13 protein-coding genes are annotated in these 18,020 nt (G+C 72.3%); 8 read left to right on the top strand and 5 right to left on the bottom strand.

The window, feature by feature from the left end:
- Positions 1-27: 27 nt before the first annotated feature.
- From AB0F40_RS05015 to AB0F40_RS05005, 3 genes are all read right to left on the bottom strand, one after another.
- Positions 28-4,029: a ThuA domain-containing protein gene (locus AB0F40_RS05015; protein WP_357464832.1), complete on the bottom strand. Its 4,002-nt coding sequence runs from the start codon at positions 4,027-4,029 to the stop codon at positions 28-30.
- A gap of 87 nt (positions 4,030-4,116) precedes the next feature.
- Complete coding sequence (locus AB0F40_RS05010) at positions 4,117-5,184, bottom strand: multicopper oxidase domain-containing protein (RefSeq protein ID WP_357464830.1); 1,068 nt, start codon at positions 5,182-5,184, stop codon at positions 4,117-4,119.
- A gap of 430 nt (positions 5,185-5,614) precedes the next feature.
- Positions 5,615-6,232, bottom strand: a complete 618-nt coding sequence (locus AB0F40_RS05005) for a hypothetical protein (RefSeq protein ID WP_357464828.1) — start codon at positions 6,230-6,232, stop codon at positions 5,615-5,617.
- A 187-nt stretch (positions 6,233-6,419) separates the two neighbouring features.
- On the opposite strand from AB0F40_RS05005, the gene AB0F40_RS05000 reads away from it, so the two are divergent.
- The 4 genes from AB0F40_RS05000 (at position 6,420) to AB0F40_RS04985 (ending at position 10,037) form a co-directional block, all read left to right on the top strand.
- A complete protein-coding gene (locus AB0F40_RS05000; RefSeq protein WP_357464826.1) occupies positions 6,420-7,202 on the top strand; it encodes an alpha/beta hydrolase in 783 nt (260 codons plus the stop codon).
- Positions 7,203-7,229: 27 nt separating this feature from the next.
- Positions 7,230-8,243, top strand: coding sequence for a LacI family DNA-binding transcriptional regulator (locus AB0F40_RS04995; protein ID WP_357464824.1), 1,014 nt, complete (start codon positions 7,230-7,232; stop codon positions 8,241-8,243).
- A 53-nt stretch (positions 8,244-8,296) separates the two neighbouring features.
- Complete coding sequence (locus AB0F40_RS04990; protein ID WP_357464822.1) at positions 8,297-8,983, top strand: CoA pyrophosphatase; 687 nt, start codon at positions 8,297-8,299, stop codon at positions 8,981-8,983.
- A 121-nt stretch (positions 8,984-9,104) separates the two neighbouring features.
- Positions 9,105-10,037 (top strand): threonine/serine dehydratase, encoded by a 933-nt coding sequence (locus AB0F40_RS04985; protein WP_357464821.1) that lies wholly within the window; start codon positions 9,105-9,107, stop codon positions 10,035-10,037.
- Positions 10,038-10,046: 9 nt separating this feature from the next.
- Here AB0F40_RS04985 and AB0F40_RS04980 read toward each other — a convergent pair whose 3' ends face one another.
- A complete protein-coding gene (locus tag AB0F40_RS04980) occupies positions 10,047-10,937 on the bottom strand; it encodes an aminoglycoside phosphotransferase family protein (RefSeq protein WP_357464819.1) in 891 nt (296 codons plus the stop codon).
- 63 nt (positions 10,938-11,000) lie between these two features.
- Between AB0F40_RS04980 and AB0F40_RS04975 the strand changes: the two genes are divergently transcribed.
- A complete protein-coding gene (locus tag AB0F40_RS04975) occupies positions 11,001-11,246 on the top strand; it encodes a hypothetical protein (protein WP_357464817.1) in 246 nt (81 codons plus the stop codon).
- Positions 11,247-11,273: 27 nt separating this feature from the next.
- On the top strand, positions 11,274-13,313 hold the full coding sequence (locus AB0F40_RS04970; protein ID WP_357464815.1) for an AAA family ATPase: 2,040 nt from the start codon (positions 11,274-11,276) through the stop codon (positions 13,311-13,313).
- A 22-nt stretch (positions 13,314-13,335) separates the two neighbouring features.
- On the opposite strand, the gene AB0F40_RS04965 is transcribed toward AB0F40_RS04970, so the two are convergent.
- The gene (locus tag AB0F40_RS04965; protein WP_357464813.1) at positions 13,336-14,787 is read right to left on the bottom strand and encodes a GuaB1 family IMP dehydrogenase-related protein; all 1,452 of its coding nucleotides are present in this window, start codon (positions 14,785-14,787) and stop codon (positions 13,336-13,338) included.
- 172 nt (positions 14,788-14,959) lie between these two features.
- Between AB0F40_RS04965 and dxs the strand changes: the two genes are divergently transcribed.
- Both dxs and AB0F40_RS04955 read left to right on the top strand, forming a co-directional pair.
- The gene (dxs, locus tag AB0F40_RS04960) at positions 14,960-16,882 is read left to right on the top strand and encodes a 1-deoxy-D-xylulose-5-phosphate synthase (protein ID WP_357464811.1); all 1,923 of its coding nucleotides are present in this window, start codon (positions 14,960-14,962) and stop codon (positions 16,880-16,882) included.
- The gene (locus AB0F40_RS04955) at positions 16,879-17,964 is read left to right on the top strand and encodes a glutamate--cysteine ligase (RefSeq protein ID WP_357464809.1); all 1,086 of its coding nucleotides are present in this window, start codon (positions 16,879-16,881) and stop codon (positions 17,962-17,964) included. Before dxs ends, AB0F40_RS04955 begins: the two co-directional genes overlap by 4 nt.
- The last annotated feature ends 56 nt before the right edge of the window (positions 17,965-18,020 follow it).

Here is an 18,020-nt window from a genome sequence, read left to right as displayed (position 1 = left end):
GGGTGCCTCTCATCTTCTCGGACGTGGTCACAGGTCTCGAACCCGGATGTTGCGGAACTCCATGGCGTCCGCGTCGCTGTGGTTCTGCAGACCGATGAAGCCGCTGAGGAACTGCCGCATGTCGGTCGGCGGGTCACCGGCACGCGAGGACTCCTTGCCCGGTGAGTTCTCGAACTCGTTGATCACCACGCCGTTGCGGATGATCGTGTACTGCTGGCCGACCACCTGGATCTCGTAGTCGTTCCACTCGCCCTTGGGCGTCACCGCTGCGTCAGCCAGACCGTTCGGGTCGAAGTTGTAGATCGAACCCGTCTTCTGGGGCTCGCCGGACTCCCCGTCGTAGATCTGGACCTCGTGGCCGCAGTAGATGGCTACCCAGGCCTCGGCGTCCGTCAGCTGCCCGCACTCGGGCCGCTCGTCCTTCGGTACCCGCGGGTCGGGGAACCGGGTGAAGACACCGCTGTTGGCGTGTCCGTCACCGGGGGCGACGTCCTTGAACTCCAGCTTGAGCGAGAAGTCCTCGAGCTCCTCCCCTGGGTACCAGAGCATGCCCAGGCCGCCCTGGGCCTTGATGGACCCGTCAGGCAGGTGGTCGAAGTTGCCGCCAGGAGCCTGCCGCCAGCCGGCGAGCGACTCGGCGGTACCGTCGTAGAGCCACCGGTACCCGGTGCTGCCGTCGGCGCCGATGCCGGACTGCTCCGCGGTGCGGAGCAGCGTCCGGTGCTCCTTCTTGGTGATGACCTCATCGGCCCGGAGCTGGTCGGCCACGTCGGTCACGTGGTTGACGAAGCGGCCGTTGGTGTCGTACTCCCGCTCGTCGTTGATCAGGTCGTTGATCGTGCAGCCGCCGAGGTCGTCGTTCTGGACCCGGCTGTTGCTGTCCCCGAACCAGACGGTGTCCCGGTCGTCCGGGATGGTGCAGGTGGTCTCGACCGGTACGTCCACCGTGCTCGTCTCGCCGTCGGCGTAGGTCACCGTGACCGTCGCGTCGTAGCTGCCGACCCGGTCGTAGGTGTGCCGCGGGTTCGCCTCGTCGGAGGTGGCCCCGTCACCGAAGTCCCAGGCGTAGGAGACGCCGCCCGACTCGCCGCCGGTGAAGGCGACGGTGAGCGGGTCGCTCTGCACGCTGGTCCCTGCAGCGGCCGGGACCGGCGTGGCCGGCCCGCCCGTGTAGCTGATCCGGGTGAGCTTCTGGCGATCGGTCAGGGAGAAGAAGCCGCCGCCGTAGTCGAGCAGGTACAGCGCACCGTCCGGACCGAACTTGGCGTCCATCCACTGGTCGACGCGGTCGTCGCCGTTGCCGCCCGGGATGATCTGGCGCAGGTCCTCGGCGAACGCCGGGGCACCGGCCTCCTCGACCGTGTCCGGGTTCACCGTGACGGCGATCCGGTTGTTCGAGTTCGACTGGTCACCGATGAACCACTTGTTGTCCCAGTGCGCGGGCCAGGCGGCACCGCTGTCGGTGTCGACCTCGGACCGGTGGTAGGTCGGGCCGTTCATGATGGCCTGACCGCCGCCACGCAGGTACGGCTGGGTGTAGGTGGCCTCGTCGTCCACGTAGGACGGGATGCCGTCCTCGCCGATCGGGAAGACCGGTCCGCCGCCGCTCGGCGAGTACCAGATCATGTTGTCACGCACCGGCGGGATGTCGACCAGGCCGGTGTTGCGCGGCGAGTTGTTCTTCGGGTTGTCGCAGTCGTACCAGCCGGTCAGCACCGACGCGTCCTCGTTGCTGCGGTCACGGTAGGGCTGCCCGTTACCCATGCAGTACGGCCAGCCCTGGTTGCCCGCCGACGTGATGATGGTGGCGGTCTCGTACTTGGCCGGGCCGAGCTCGGGGCTCGGCTGGCTCGCGTCCGGCCCCACCCAGGCGGCGGTCAGCCAGTCGTTCTTCGTGTCGTAGGCGAGCCGCGAGATGTTGCGGACGCCCATGACGTAGATCTCCGGGCGGGTCTTGTCGCCCGGGTCGTCGGCCTCGGGGAACAGGTTCCCTTCGGGGACGGTGAACGTGCCGTCCGGCTCCGGGTGGATGCGCAGGATCTTGCCGTTCAGGCTGTTCGTGTTGCCGGCGGTACGGCGCGCGTCCTGGAACGAGAGGCCCGCGTACTCCTGGGTCCAGTTGTTACCGGAGTAGCCACCGGAACCGCCGGAGGAGTTCGCGTCGCCGGAACCGATGTAGAGGTTGCCGTCGTCGTCGAAGTCCATGCCGCCGCCCGCGTGGCAGCAGCTGTGGATCTGCGTCTCCCAGGACAGGAGGTCCTTGCGGGTGGACTGGTCGATGGTGTTCGCCTCGGCGTCGTACGTGAAGCGCGACACCGTCCGCTCGCCGACGCGCCGCTCGGTGTCGATCGACTCGTGCGGCATCCAGTACAGGTAGATCCAGCTGTTCTCGTCGAACTTCGGGTCGAGGGTGAGGCCGAGCAGGCCTTCCTCGTTCTTGACGAGCTCACTCCCGCTGCCACGGTTGCCCATGACGTCGAGGGTGGTCAGCAGCTTGGTCTCCTCGGACTCCGGGTCCCAGCGGTGGACGGTGCCACAGCCGAGCCCGACGTTCGGGTCGTCCCAGGACTCGATCGGGCCGGAGGGGCACGCGGCCTTGCCGATGTAGAAGACGCCGCCGTCGGGGGCGACGGTCAGCCCGTGGGGCTCACCGATCTGGTCGAGCTTGCCCTCGGCGTTCTCCGTCGTCAGGCGCTGGACGTCGTAGTTCTCTGCGATGGTCGCCTGGCAGTCGCCGCGGACCATGCCGGTCGACCAGAGCAGGCCGCCGAGGAGGTGGGAGCGGAACTCCGGCTCCGCATAGCTGTCCGCGGTGCCGCCCATGCCGGTGTAGAACGACCGGCCGCCGTCGTAGTCGCGGCACCAGGAGACCGGGTGGAAGGGCCCGTTGGCGCTCTCACCGGCGTCGTAGTCCCACTCCTGGACCTGCGCGACGGTGTGCACGTCGCCCGTCGGGTTCGGCGACCAGTTCAGCCACCGGTCCGACCGGGTCCAGTTGAGCGGGAGGCCTTCGTTGGCCGGGTGCTGGCGGTCGACGACGTTGACGGTCGCCTCCTGCACCTTGACCTCGGGCACCGGCACCTCGTCGGACGCCGCGTCGAAGAGCTGGATCTCGGCGAGCTGGGTGAGGTCGTCGCCCGCGTTCGCCGTGATGTCGAGGCGGTAGTGCTGGTAGGCCGTCTCGTTCTCGAACCGGTAGTCCATCGCGGTGAACCGGTCGGGGAACTCCTGGTCCGTCTGCGTGTCCAGGTCGGTCCACGTCTCACCGTCGGTGGAGCCCTCCAGCGCCCAGCTCTGCGGGTCACGACCGGCGAAGTCGTTCGCCGAGGTGAGCGCGTACCGGGAGGCCACGACGGGCTCCGCCATCTCGAGGGTGATCGTCGCCGTCGGCTCGAAGGCGAGCCACTTGGTGTTCGAGTCGCCGTCGATCAGGTTCTCGGCGTCCTCGTTCGGCGGGTTCTCCGCCGTGGCGGTGACGCTCGCGACGGCCAGCGGGTCCGGCAGGTTGCCGGCCGGCCGGGTGCCGATCAGGCCGGTGAACCACTGCGAACGGGCCTGGACGCGCGCGGCGTCGCGGATGCCGAGGAACCCGCCACCATCCTGCATGTACGCCTTGAGCTGGGCCTCCTGCTCGGTCGACAGCTCGACGCCGTCGGCGGAGAGGAAGACCACGCCGCGGTAGTCCGCGAGGTTCTTCGCCGTGAAGACCCTCGGGTCGCTGGCCGTGTGCACGGTGAAGCCGTGCTCGGTGCCGAGCTCCCGGATGGTCCTGGTGGCTGTCGCCACCGGGTCGTCCTGCTTGTTCGGTGCGCCGTGGAACACGAGCACGTTGACGTCCGTCGCGTCCTTGGACACGTCGAGCGCCGCCGGTGCGAGGGCCGTGGCGTCGGTGGTGCTGCGCTGAGCCTGCGCCGGCACCGCCGCCAGCCCGACGACGAGGGTGGCGCCGGCGACTGCCGCGAGGGTGCTGCGTACCGTCCTGCGCGGGGCTGCTGCCCCGTGGATCCTGCGTCTTCCTATCCGTTCCATCACTGCTCCTTTGCGCGTGATCAATGCGTCCGGGGGCTTCGTCCCCGCCCGCTACGCCGTGTCAGGGGGACGCGGCGTGTCTGGCGGTCAGTGGCCTGTGTGGCCTGCGTCGGCCTCGGTGGCGGACTCGGTGGTGCTGCCGCTCGTGTGGCCGCCGTGCTCGTGGAACCGGTCGATGGCCTCCTGTGCTCCGTCGGGCATGGATCCGTCGGCGTTGCGGACCAGGAAGACCCCGGCCATCCCGCCGTCCGAGTGGAACTGGACGTGGCAGTGGTACATCCAGGCGCCCGCGCCGACCTTCTGCCCGGCCTTCACCTGGAACCCGAAGGAGGACCCCGGGTTGAGGTCGGCGTTGTCCACGACCTGGCTGGGATCGTCCGGGCCGGTCAGGTACCCGGTGCGGTTGTTCGCCCAGCGGTGGGCGTGCACGTGGAAGGTGTGGAGCTGGTCCCCGTGCCCGATCGCGAGGAACTCGACGGTCTCGCCGAGGTTCGCCTCGAACATCGGTGTGTCGGGCGCAGACTTGTTGTTGATGGTCATGTCGTTGAACACGACGGTGAAGGTGCGGTCGGGCAGGATGTCGCCCTTGCGGCGCACGATGAGCCCGCCGTACAGGCCCGCGCGCAGTCCGTCGGTGCCGTGCGCGCCGCCCAGCGCGTGGTCGTGGTAGTGCCAGTAGCCCGCGGAGCCGGGCAGCCAGTGGCCGTCGTCCAGCTGCTGCTGCGCGTGCGTTGCCCACGTGTAGGTGCGGGTCTCACCCGGCTCGTTGAACGAGTCGTTGAACGGGCTGCCGTCCGACTCGGTCTTGTAGTCGACACCGTGCGGGTGGATCGACAGGCGCTTGTCCGTGTTGTTCACCAGCTCGATCTGGAGGGTGTCGCCCTCCCACATCTCCAGCAGCGGGCCGGGGATGGTGGCCTTGCCCGGGGTGAGCCCGTAGCCGTACTGCCCGTCGGGCAGCGGCTCCGCGAAGATCGTGATGTGCCGGGTGGTGCCCAGCGGGCGGATAGCCCCCGGGCCGGCGGCGGCAGCGGTGTCGGCGCCGAGCGCCAGGACCGCCGTCGGTGCGACGAGCCCGGCGAGGGTGCCGGTCAGGATGGAGCGGCGCGACAGGCCGCCCTTCTGGGATCGATTCTCAGCTGTGTTCTCAGACATGCGTCTCCGTTCGACACCGTCGGGCAGGCCTGGGGCCGTCCCGGCGAGGCAGGGATCAGGAGGGACTGGGGGGTTCAGGCGCGCGAGGCCATAAGGGGCGGCGCCGCGGATGACAGCGGTGTCACGGTTGTCACGAAGGTGGACCACATCGTCGTTCCCTCCAAGGACGTCGGCTCGTGACCGTCGACGGCGGCGGACACGCCCTCATGACTCATGCGGCCGTCTTGTCGGGAAGACCTTAGATGGCTCGCATGGGTGTTGTGCACCACAAGGTGGCTTTGTGAACCTATGGCGACTTCTGTCGAGTGTCAAGCAAAAGTTGAAGGAACAACGTCATACTTCCTCTATCCCTCCACGTAAAGATGCGGCGCCCCGGCCCGCGTGAGTGCGGGACGGAGCGCCGGGTGCGTGCGACCGGGGACGGCCTGGGCTACGGCGGTGGCAGGAGCACCCAGGCCGCGGTGCCGAGCAGGACCGCCCCTGTGAGGAGGCCGGTCAGTGGGTGGGCGAGCGCCGCGGTCGAGCGATGGCCCCGCGGGCGGGCCGTCTGGCGGAGCGCCCAGCCGAGCGGCCAGGCCAGCACGGCGGCCAGGAGCCCGGCGGCGGCGCCGAGGTAGAGGCCGGCCACGTCGAGGGTGTTGGCGATGATCGCCACCTGGATCGCCGTCGACACGGCGACGACCGTCGGGATCAGGTGGAGCCGCGGCTTGCCGGTGGTGACGCCGGCCTTTGCGTCGTCCTTGGCTGCCGCGACCGCCCTGCGGTACCTGCTCGCGATGAGCCCGGTGCACCAGCGCGTCAGCACGCCATGGGCGAGGAGCGCCGCGACGTAGATGCTCACCACCCGCCCGGTCACCACGGTGCCGTCGGGCCAGGCGCGCACGGCGGCCAGGACGCCGAGGGCCACGACGACCGCCGAGAGCGCGACGCCCACGTAGGGGACGAGACGGGTCCAGGGGCCGGAGTGCCGGACCGTCCAGGCGAACCACAGGATGGCCAGGATGCCGACCGCCGTCGCCGCGAGGGCGTGGTCGCTCGCATGCTCCATCGTCTTCCCCTCTGCGGTGCGGGACGGACCGAACCGGACGCAAGAATAGGGTGTTTTTGCAGGTCAGGGAAGGATCCATGCATCCGACTGATGCTCGTGGCGTGGGGCGTCGATCCCGGGGCGCGCCGGTGGAGCAAGATGTTCAAATGGTTCAAACCGGCGTACACCTGATCGTTACTCTCTGTTCATGGTGATGTGGCACGAGGTTCCCGACGGCGCGTCCGAGCCGCCCGCTCCGGTCGCGCTCGCCACGACCCGGTGGGGCGCCGGACCCGGCCGCGCGCTGCTGCTGCACGGCATCGCGTCGGCGGGCGCGACCTGGTGGCGGCTCGCCGAGACCCTCGCCGACGACGGCTACGAGGTGGTCGCCCCCGACCTGCGTGGCCACGGGACGAGCCCGCGCGCCGACTCCTACCTGCTCGCCGACCACGTCGCCGACGTGCGCGCCCTCGGTGCGGGCTGGGACGTCGTGGTGGGGCACAGCCTCGGCGGCCTGCTCGGCGCGCTGGCCGCCGGCGCCGACCGCCGGCTCACCCGCCGTCTCGTGCTGCTCGACCCGGCCCTCGACATCCCCGACGACCGGTTCGAGACCCGTGCGGTCCAGGAGATCGCCGAGGTCACCCACCCGCCGTCGGCCCAGGCCGTGCGGGCGGCGCACGCGGCATGGGACCGCCGCGACGTCACGACGGTCGCCGCCGCGGCGAAGGCCGCCGACGCCCGTGCGGTGGCCCACACCCTGCGGGACAACGCGCCCTGGCGGCACACCGACGCCATCACCCGGCTCGTGGTGCCCACGCTCGTGCTGGGGGCCGACCCCGCCCACGGCGCGCTGTTCCGGCCCCGCACGGGCGTCGAGCTCATGATCCGCAACCCGAGCGTGCGGGTGCGCGTCGTGGTGGGCGCGGGGCACGCCGTGCACCGGGACCGGCCCTCGGCGGTGGCGGCGGCGGTCCGGTCGTTCATCTGGTGAGCCCGGTCACCGCGTAACGTGCCCCCCATGGACCCGACGCCGGGGACACCGAGACCCTCCGGACCGACGATCTACGACGTCGCCAAGGCCTGCGGTGTGGCACCTTCGACCGTATCCAGGGCCTTCTCCCGACCCGGCAGGGTCAACGCGGAGACGGCCGAGCGGATCCGCAAGGTCGCCGCAGAGCTTGGCTATCGCACCAACCCGCTGGCCAGGGCGCTGCCCACGGGCAAGACGTCATTGCTCGCCCTGGTCGTCGCGGACGTCACCAACCCCTTCTTCTTCGAGATCATCCGCGGTGCCGAGGGGGTGGCCCGCAAGGCGGGCTACACGATGCTCGTCGCTGACGTCGAGGAATCCATGGAGACGGAGCGCGAGACGCTCGACCGGGTCATCCCGCTGGTCGAGGGCATCGTCCTGGCGACGTCGCGGCTCTCGGACTCGTCCATCCGCGTCACCGCGAAGCAGCGCCCCACCGTGGTCCTGAACCGCGTCATGACCGACATCCCCAGCGTGGTCACCGACAACGCCCGGGGCATGCGCAGGGCGGTCGAGCACCTGGCCGACCTGGGGCACACGACGATCACGTACGTCGCGGGCCCCGAGGCGTCCTGGGTCGACGGGATGCGCTGGCGCTCGCTGCGGGACACCACCGACGAGCTCGAGCTGCGCGCGCGCCGCGTGGGGCCGTTCCCGCCCACCGTCGCCGGCGGGCTCGCGGCCGCCCACGTCTTCGGGGAGAACCCGACGAGCGCCGTCATCGTCTACAACGACCTCATGGCGATCGGCATGATGCGTGGCCTGACCGAGATGGGCACCCGGATCCCGGAGGACGTCAGCGTGGTCGGGTTCGACAACATCTTCGGGTCCGACTTCTGCACCCCGCCCCTGACCACGGTCGCCGCGCCGCTGCGGAACCTCGGGGCCTTCGCGATCAAGACCATGCTCGGGCAGCTGACCGTCAACGCGCCCCGCGGGCTGCGCCCCGCGCTGCTCCCGTCCCAGCTCCTCGTCCGCGGCTCGACCGGCCGCAAGGAGTGACACCCGTTCCTCGCGGGGACAGGGGGTGGTGCGGCGAGCGTTAAGGTCGGGCAGTGAGCTCCTCCGCATCCGCACGCAAGCAGCTGGTAGCGCTCGCCGAACAGGGTTTCGAAGGGCCGTGGCGGCACGCGCGCGGCGACTTCTCCGGCGACGCGCGCCCAGCGTCGGTCCTCGTGCTGTTCGGCGTCCTGGACGGCCTCGTGTCCCACCGGGACGACCACGACCTCGCGGTGCCCGCCGACCTCGACGTCCTGCTCCTCGCGCGCGCGGCCACCCTGCGCAGCCACGCGGGCCAGGTGGCCTTCCCCGGCGGCCGCGCCGACGACGGGGAGGACGCCGTCACGGCAGCCCTGCGCGAAGCCGTCGAGGAGACCGGGCTCGACCCGTCCGGCATCGAGGTGCTCGGCGCCTTCGACGAGCTGCCGATGCCGGTCAGCAACCACGTCGTGACGCCGGTCCTCGGCTGGTGGGCCCGCCCCACACCCGTGCGCGTCGTCGACGTCGCCGAGTCCGCGCACGTCTTCCGCGCCCCCGTGGCCGACCTGCTGGACCCCGCCAACCGCTTCACCGTCGTCGCGCGCCGCGGCAACCAGACCTGGCGCGGCCCGGGCTTCCACGTGCACGACGGCGACGTCACCCACCTCGTGTGGGGGTTCACCGCCGGGGTGCTGGACGCGATGTTCGACCAGCTCGGCTGGACCGAGGACTGGGACCGCACCAAGGAGCTGGGGATCGCGTGAGCCGGAGGTGCAGCGCAGGGTGGGGCCGAGGAACGAGGCACCCGCCCGAAGCGGAACCGCAGGCTCACGCGAAGATGCGCAGAGCCATGACGCTCACCGCTGACGCACCAAGGAGCAACCGATGACCGAGGTGACCCGCGAAGCCATCCGCGCCGCGGAGCAGCTGATCCGCCCGCACGTCCGGCACACCCCCGTGCTGGAGGCCGACCTGGCCGACTTCGGCCGGCCCGCGCACCCCGTCGCGCTCAAGCTAGAGTGCCTGCAGCACTCCGGCTCGTTCAAGGCACGCGGCGCGTTCACGAACCTCCTGACCTGCGACGTGCCCGACGCCGGCGTGGTCGCCGCCTCGGGCGGCAACCACGGGGCCGCGGTCGCCTACGCCGCCGCCCGGCTCGGGATTCCCGCGACGATCTTCGTGCCCGGCGTGACCTCGTCGGCCAAGGCCGACCGCATCCGCGGGTACGGCGCCAAGCTCGTCGTGGGCGGCGACCGCTACGCCGACGCGCTCGCCGCGAGCGAGGAGTTCGTCGCGGGCACCGGCGCCCTGACCGTCCACGCGTACGACCAGCCCGAGACCCTGATCGGGCAGGGCACGCTCGGGGTGGAGATCGGCCAGGACCTGCCCGACCTCGACACCCTGCTCGTCGCCGTGGGCGGCGGCGGGCTGATCGGCGGCCTCGCCGCCTGGTTCCGCGGCGACGTCAAGGTCGTCGCCGTCGAGCCTGAGGGTGCGCCGACCCTGCACCGGGCGCTCGCGGCCGGCGAGCCGGTCGACGCGCCGACCGAGGGCATCGCCGCCGACTCGCTGGCGCCGAAGCAGGTGGGGCGGCACATGTTCCCGATCGCCCAGCGGTTCGTCGCCGAGTCGGTGCTGGTCACCGACGACGCCATCGCCTCCGCCCAGGCCTCCCTCTGGGAGACGGCCCGGGTGGTGACCGAGCCCGGCGGCGCGGCGGCGCTCTCCGCGCTCCTGTCCGGTGCCTACGTGCCGCGGCCGGGGGAGCGGGTGGCTGTGCTGGTGTGCGGGGCGAACACGACCGCCGTGCGGTTCTGACGCGCCGAATCAGCCGAAGAGCTGCTCGACCGCGTGCTCCCCGACGCCGACCATGATCGGGTGCGTGTCGGGGTAGGAGAAGCAGATGGTCGTGTACAGCAGGGCCCAGCCCTGCGCCCTGCGCCACATCCCGGCGTCCCAGCCGCGCCCGTCGCACGCGTGCGTGTCGACCACGCGGCGGAAGCGGTCCCGGCCCTCCGCGTCGAAGGTCAGCCACATCGCGCCCAGGTCCGACGCCGGGTCGCCGCTGGTCACGTCGCCGAAGTCGATGACGGCGGAGAGCCGGTCGCCGTCGGCCACCAGGTTGGCGGGGTGCGGGTCGCCGTGCAGCCACACGGGGACGCCGTCGTACCCGGGGGCGTCCGCAGCGGAGGCCCACAGGTCGCGGGCGCGGCGGTGCAGCCGCTCCGGGAGCAGGGCGAGGCGGTCGTCGAAGGTCGCCGACCGCTCCGCGACCGGGATGCCGCGGAACCTGTTCCCCGGGGCGTCCTCGGGCGCCGGCTGGTGCAGCGCCACGAAGACCCGTGCCAGGTGCTCGGCCCACGGCGTGCGCTCCGCGGCCGGGACGGTGGCCGCAGGGACGCCGTCGGCCCACCGCACGACACCCCACGGCCACGGGTAGCCGAGCGCCGGGCTGGGTGAGCCGATCCGGACGGGAGCCGGGACGGGGACGGGCAGCAGCGGGGCGAGCAGCGGCAGCACGCGGTGCTCGTTGCGCAGGAGCTGGCCCCCGAGCTCGCGTCGGGGGAGGCGCAGGGCGAGGTCGTCGCCCAGCCGGACCATGACGTTGTCCCATCCGTTCGCCACGAGATCGAGCGGCAGGTCGGCGAGGTCGGGGTGCTGCTCCTTCAGGAGCGCTCGGGTGAGGTCGACGGTGACGTCGAGGTCGGCGGCGACCACGGCGGCCTCCTTGTTCCTGTGCTGGGTGGGCGGTCAACGGTACCGGTGTGCCCATACTGGAGCATGGCCACCACCTGGACCGACGGCGGCCCCGCCGCCTACCTCGACGCGGTGACGCCCGCCGTCCGGCAGCGGGACGCACGGACGCTGTGCGACCTCATGGAACGCGTCACGGGCGAGGCGCCGCGCATGTTCGGCACGTCGATGATCGGCTTCGGCGAGTACCGGTACGTGTACGCGAGCGGGCACTCGGGGCACGCTCCGGGCGCGGTGCGACCCCAGGAACGTTCTGCGAACCGTCCGCGTTGACATCAGGCCCGACCACGAGGAGACCCGGTGCAGCAACGCCAGACCGAGCAGTCCACCGAGCAGGAGTACGTCGATGGCCTGTACGCCAGGCTCGACGCTGAGGTCACGCGTGTCCGTGCGGACCTGGACTCCGCTGTACGCACCTCGTCGACCGACCCGGAGGAGGCGTTCACCCGCGAGGTGCGCGTCGGCATGCTCACCCGCCGGGCGCGCACCCTCGACGCAGCCGAGCACCACCTCTGCTTCGGCCGGATCGACCACGCCGACGGCCGCTCGCTGCACATCGGCCGCACCGGTCTGAGCGACGGCGACGACCAGCTGCTCGTCGACTGGCGCGCCGACGCCGCCCGCCCGTTCTACGCCGCCACCGCTGCCCACCCGATGGGGCTGCACCGGCGCAGGCACCTGGGCCTGGACGGGCGCAAGGTCGCACGGGTCAGCGACGAGATCCTGGACGGCGCCGAGCCGGGGCCCCACGACGTCATCGGCGACGGGCCGCTCCTCGCGGCGATCAGCGCACGGCGCACCGGCCGGATGCGGGACGTCGTCTCCACGCTCCAGGCCGAGCAGGACGCGATCATCCGTTCCGCGCACCGCGGCGTCACCGTGGTGGAGGGGGGACCCGGCACCGGCAAGACGGTGGTCGCCCTGCACCGCGCCGCCTACGTCCTCGCGGGGTTCGACGAGGCCAGGACCGACGGCGTGCTCGTGCTCGGCCCGGGCTCGCGCTTCCTCGACTACATCGCGGAGGTCCTGCCGTCCCTCGGCGAGAACGACGTCGCGATGAGCACCGCCGACCGGCTCGTCGCCGACGCCCTCGGCCTGGACACGCCTCCCGGCGCGGGGTACGAGCTGCGCCGCGCCGCCGGCGACGTCCGGCTCGCCGACCGGCTCGCCGAGGCCGTGCGGCGGTACCAGGCGCCGTCCGGCACCCTCGCCGTGGTCGTCGACGGTGACGCGGTCACGCTCGACGAGCACGCCCTCGCCGAGGCCCGCGAGACGGCCGCCGGCAGCAGCCTGCCGCACAACCGGGCCAGGGCCCTGTTCAAGGACCTGGTCGTGGACTTCGTGGCCGACGAGGTCCAGGCTCGCGCCCGCGTGCTGCTCGCGAAGCTCGACGAGGACATCGAGGTGCTCACCGGCGGCGTGGACGTCGACCGGGCCGCGGCCAAGGACCTGGAGAAGTTGGGCTTCGGCCCCGACGAGGGCGGCGCCTTCGGACATGCCGCGGCCGTGGCGGAGCTCGACCCCGGCGCGCTGCGGGCCGAGCTCCTCGACGACCTCTCCCTGGAACAGGCGGTCGAGTCCGCCTGGCCGCGCCTCACCGCCGGCGACGTCGTGCTGGACGTGCTCGACGAGCACCCGGTGCTGGCCGTGGAGGCGGACGGCGCGTGGACCTCGGCGCACCTGCCGCTGCTCGACGAGGCCGAGCACCTGCTGAACGGCCCGCCGGCCAAGATCTACGGCCACGTGGTGGTGGACGAGGCCCAGGAGCTGACGCCGATGCAGTGGCGTTCGGTGCTGCGCCGCTGCCCGGCCCGGTCCATGACGGTGGTCGGCGACCTGGCGCAGGCCGGCCCGGCGACCGGCGCGAGCTCCTGGGCCGACGCGCTGGGCGGCGACCTGGCCCGGCGCGCCGACGTGCGCACCCTGACGGTCTGCTACCGCACCACCGCCGAGATCCTGGCGGAGGCGGCCCCGCTGCTGACCCGGATCGCCCCGCACCAGCCGCCGAGCCGTGCCGTCCGGAACGGGGACGAGCCCCGCCGTCGGGCAGCGGACGGCGACCTGGCGGGCGCCGTCGTCGCGGAAGTGCGGTCGGAGACGGCGGCCGATCCCGACGCGCTGGTCGCCGTCGTCGCCGCGGACGGTGCGGTCGGCGGGATCGCGGGCGCGCTGGACGGTACTGGCGTCCGCGTGGTGCCCGTCTCCCAGGTGCGTGGCCTGGAGTTCGACGCCGTGGTGGTCGCCGACCCCGAGGGCATCCGGACCGCCCGGCCGGGCGGTGAGCGCGACCTCTACGTAGCGCTGACCCGCCCGACGCGGCGCCTGGTGATCGTCGGCTGACCCCGCTCCGGTCAGGGGCGGGTCACCAGCTCGTGGCCTGCGGCATGCCCTCCTGGTAGCCCGCGGCCGACTGGATGCCCACCACGGCACGCTCCGAGAACTCGGCCAGCGAGCGGGCTCCGGCGTAGGTGCACGAGGACCGCAGGCCCGACGTGATCTCGTCGAGCAGGTCCTCGACGCCCGGCCGCGCGGGGTCGAGGTACATCTTGCCGGTGGAGATGCCCTCCTCGTACAGAGCCTTGCGTGCCCGGGCGAACGCCGTCCCCGCACCGGAGTTGCGGGCCGCGACCGCCCGGGCCGAGGCCATCCCGAACGAGTCCTTGTAGAGCCGGCCGGTGCCGTCGGACTTCAGGTCGCCGGGCGACTCGTACGTGCCGGCGAACCAGGAGCCGACCATCACCTGCGACGCGCCGGCGGCCAGGGCCAGGGCGACGTCGCGGGGGTGGCGCACGCCGCCGTCGGCCCACACGTGCTTGCCGAGCTCGCGCGCGGCGGCCGCGCACTCCAGGACCGCGGAGAACTGCGGCCGCCCGACGCCGGTCTGCATGCGCGTGGTGCACATCGCGCCGGGGCCCACGCCGACCTTGAGGATGTCGGCGCCGGCGGCCACCAGGTCCCGCACACCGTCCGCGGTGACGACGTTGCCCGCCACCACCGGCACCGTCGGGCCCACCGACCGGACGGCCTCCAGCGCGGCGAGCATCTTGGCCTGGTGACCGTGCGCCGTGTCGACCACGAGCACGTCCACGCCCGCGGCGAGCAGGTCCTTCGCCTTCGTGGCGACATCGCCGTTGATCCCGACCGCTGCACCGATGCGCAGCGCCCCCGACGCGTCGAGGGCCGGACCGTAGATCGACGAGCGCAGCGCGCCCTTGCGGGTCAGCACCCCGGCGAGCCGTCCGTCGCGCACCACGGGTGCCAGGTCGAGGCGCGCGGAGTGCAGCACGTCGAAGGCCGCCTCCAGCCCGCCCGGGCCGTCCAGGAGAGCGGCGTCCAGCAGCCGGGGCTCCGCCGACATCACCTCGGCGACCCGGGTGAACCGGTCGACGTCGGTGCAGTCCGACTCGGTCACGACGCCGACGGGCCGGTCGTCCTCCACGACGACGGCGGCCCCGTGCGAGCGCTTGCCCAGCAGGTTCAGCACGCTGTGCACGGTGTCGTGCGGGGAGACGACCACCGGCGTCTCGATGACGGGGTCCTTGGCCTTGACGTCCGCGACCACGCCGGCGACGACGTCGGCGGGGACGTCCTGCGGGATGATCGCCAGACCGCCGCGCCGTGCGACGGTCTCCGCCATGCGGCGACCCGCCACGGCGGTCATGTTCGCGACGACCACGGGGATCGTGGTGCCGGTTCCGTCGTCGGACGCGAGGTCCACGTCGAACCGCGACGTGACGTCCGAGCGGGACGGGACGAGGAAGACGTCGCCGTAGGTGAGGTCGGTGGCAGGGCTCTGCTCGGGGAGGAAGCGCACGTTCACCAAGGGTAAGGAGTTCTTCCCGCCCTGCATATGAGTCCGGCCACATCGTTGTGGAGGTATCGCAGACAGGCGTGGGAGACGAGGCTCTCGTGGCACAGTGGAGAGGTCGGCGCCCCTTAGAGTGGGGCCCCGATTCCCCCGCTGGGGGCACGACGAAAGGACGAGCATGGGGCTGCTGAGCGACATTCGTTCGCCCAAGGACGTCCGGGCGATGACGCCCGGCCAGATGCCGGAGCTCGCCGAGGAGATCCGCAGATTCCTCGTGGAGAGCGTCTCGCGCACGGGTGGCCACCTCGGCCCCAACCTCGGCGTCGTCGAGCTGACGATCGCCATGCACCGGGTCTTCGACTCGCCACGTGACTCCATCGTGTTCGACACCGGCCACCAGGCCTACGTGCACAAGCTGCTCACCGGCCGCCAGGACTTCTCCGAGCTGCGCAAGCGCGGCGGCATGTCCGGCTATCCCAGCCGCTCCGAGTCCGCGCACGACATCGTCGAGAACTCGCACGCCTCCACCGCCCTGTCCTGGGCGGACGGCATCGCCAAGGCCAACCAGGTACGCGGCAAGGACGACCACGTGGTCGCCGTCATCGGCGACGGCGCGCTCACCGGCGGCATGGCCTGGGAGGCGCTGAACAACATCGCCGAGAGCCGCGACCGCAGGCTCGTGGTCGTCGTCAACGACAACGGCCGCTCGTACTCGCCGACCATCGGCGGGCTCGCCAACCACCTCGACACGCTGCGCACCACCAGCGGCTACGAGGCGTTCCTCAGCTGGGGCACGCGCGCCCTGCACCGCTCCGGCGCGCCCGGGCGGTTCGCCTGGCGCTGGCTGCACGGCCTGAAGAAGGGCCTCAAGGACGTCGTGGCGCCGCAGGGCCTGTTCGAGGACCTCGGCATCAAGTACATCGGCCCCGTCGACGGCCACGACACCGAGGCGCTCGAACGGGCGCTCGGCCGCGCCAAGGCGTTCGGCCGCCCCGTGATCGTGCACGCGATCACCGAGAAGGGCCGCGGCTACACCCCCGCCGAGGAGGACATCGCGGACCGGTTCCACTCGGTCGGCGCGATCCACCCCGAGACCGGGCTGCCCGTCGCGCCCAGCCGGTTCGGCTGGACCAAGGTCTTCGCGGACGAGATCGTGCAGATCGGCCGCCGCCGCTCCGACGTCGTCGCCATCACCGCGGCCATGCTGCACCCCGTCGGGCTTGCGCCGTTCCAGCAGCAGTTCCCGGAGCGCACCTTCGACGTCGGCATCGCCGAGCAGCACGCCGCGACGTCGGCCGCCGGCATGGCCTTCGCGGGGCTGCACCCCGTCGTCGCCGTCTACGCGACGTTCCTGAACCGGGCGTTCGACCAGGTGCTCATGGACGTGGCGCTCCACAAGGCCGGCGTCACCTTCGTGCTCGACCGTGCAGGCATCACCGGCGACGACGGCGCCAGCCACAACGGCATGTGGGACATGGCGATGCTGCGGATCGTGCCCGGCCTGCGCCTGGCGGCACCCCGCGACGAGACGACCCTGCGCGCCGCCCTGCGCGCGGCCGTCGACGTCGACGACGCGCCCACCGTGGTGCGGTACCCGAAGGGGGCGCTCGGCGACGACATCCCGGCCCTCGAGGAGCTCGACGGGGTGGACGTGGTGGGGCGGTTCGAGGTCTCGACAGGCTCGACGAGCGGGGGCGGCGGGGTCCCGAGCGAGGGCGGGAAGACGGCGCGGCGGGTGCTAGTCGTCGGCGTGGGTGCCATGACGGGCTGCGCCATGGAGACCGGCGCGGCGCTCGCGGCGCACGGCGTCGAGGTGACCGTCGCGTCGCCGACCTGGGTGCTGCCGATCCCGGAGAACCTGGTCAAGCTCTGCGGCGAGCACGACCTGGTGGTCACGCTGGAGGACGGCGTGGTCGACGGCGGTGTGGGCGACATGCTCGCGCAGCGCGCAGGGGAGCAGGGCATCAGCGCGCCGCAGGTGCACGTCGGGCTGCCGGTGGCGTTCCTCGACCACGCGAGCCGTGACCACATCGTCCGTGCGCAGCGGATGACGGCGGCGGACGCCACGCGTGACGCGCTGGCCGCCCTGGCGCTGCTGTGACGGAGCGGGCACGCTCGGTCGGCGTCGAGGAGGAGCTGATGCTTGTCGGGCACGACGGGACCCCGGTCCCGCGGGCCCGGGACGTGCTCGGCAGCGCGGAGCCGGCCGACGGTCCGCTCGAGCACGAGCTCATGGAGGAGCAGCTCGAGACGGCCACGCCGCCACGCTCCACGCTCAAGGAGATCGCCACCGCGATCCGGGAGGGCCGGGCCGGCGCACAAGCGGCAGCGGACCGGCACGGCGCCCGTGTGGCGGCGCTCGCCACCTCGCCGTTGGCCCTCGACGGCACGACGGTGGACAAGCTCCGTTACCTCTCCGCGCGGGCGGAGTTCGGGCTGACCGCCCGCGAGCAGCTCACCAGCGGTTGCCACGTGCACGTCGCGGTGGCCGACGACACCGAGGGTGTCGCGGTGCTGGACCGTATCGGGCCATGGCTCGCACCCCTGCTGGCACTGTCGGCGAACTCGCCGTACTGGATGGGCGTCGACTCCGGGTACGCGAGCTTTCGCTCCCAGGTCTGGTCCCGCTGGCACACGGCGGGACCGACGCGGCACTTCGGCACCCCGGAGGCGTATCACGCGGCCGTCGAGGGCCTGGTCGCGACCGGCACCATCCTGGACGAGGGGATGATCTACTTCGACGCCCGCCTGTCGGCGCGCTATCCCACCGTCGAGATCCGGGTCGCCGACGTCTGCCTCTCCGCTGACACGGCGACCCTGCTGGCCGCGCTGGCCCGCGGGCTCGTGGAGACGGCTGCTCGCGCGGCGGACTCCCCGGCGCCCGACGTGCCGGTCGAGGTCCTGCGCACCGCGCTCTGGCGGGCGGGCCGCTCAGGCCTCGGCGGTGACCTCGTGGACCCACGGACCTGGCGCCCGGCTCCGGCGCACGACGTCGTCGGCGCGCTGGTGGACCACGTGCGCGAGGCCCTGGTGGACCTGGACGACCTCGACGCCGTCACCGAGCTGCTGGGCGGTCTGTGGTCCGGCGGGGACGGCGCGACGCGCCAGCGTTCCTGGGCGGCCGAGGCCGGCGGTGACCTCGCGGCGGTCGCGCGGCGTGCGGCGGACGCGACGCTGGAATGAGCTGGGGCCGGCTGCGCCCCGAGGCCGGCTGCGCCCCGAGGCCGGCTGCGCCCCGG

It is taken from the genome of Promicromonospora sp. NPDC023987 (genome assembly GCF_040639055.1).
GTDB lineage: Bacteria > Actinomycetota > Actinomycetes > Actinomycetales > Cellulomonadaceae > Promicromonospora.
The sequence above is the reverse complement of the archived record's forward strand: the minus strand, read 5'-3'. Positions and strand labels throughout refer to the sequence as shown.

Coding starts and splice junctions, on each gene's coding strand:
- AB0F40_RS05015 (WP_357464832.1), bottom strand. CDS start 4,029: ATGGAACGGATAGGAAGACGCAGGATCCACGGGGCAGCAGCCCCGCGC.
- AB0F40_RS05010 (WP_357464830.1), bottom strand. CDS start 5,184: ATGTCTGAGAACACAGCTGAGAATCGATCCCAGAAGGGCGGCCTGTCG.
- AB0F40_RS05005 (WP_357464828.1), bottom strand. CDS start 6,232: ATGGAGCATGCGAGCGACCACGCCCTCGCGGCGACGGCGGTCGGCATC.
- AB0F40_RS05000 (WP_357464826.1), top strand. CDS start 6,420: ATGGTGATGTGGCACGAGGTTCCCGACGGCGCGTCCGAGCCGCCCGCT.
- AB0F40_RS04995 (WP_357464824.1), top strand. CDS start 7,230: ATGGACCCGACGCCGGGGACACCGAGACCCTCCGGACCGACGATCTAC.
- AB0F40_RS04985 (WP_357464821.1), top strand. CDS start 9,105: ATGACCGAGGTGACCCGCGAAGCCATCCGCGCCGCGGAGCAGCTGATC.
- AB0F40_RS04975 (WP_357464817.1), top strand. CDS start 11,001: ATGGCCACCACCTGGACCGACGGCGGCCCCGCCGCCTACCTCGACGCG.
- dxs (WP_357464811.1), top strand. CDS start 14,960: ATGGGGCTGCTGAGCGACATTCGTTCGCCCAAGGACGTCCGGGCGATG.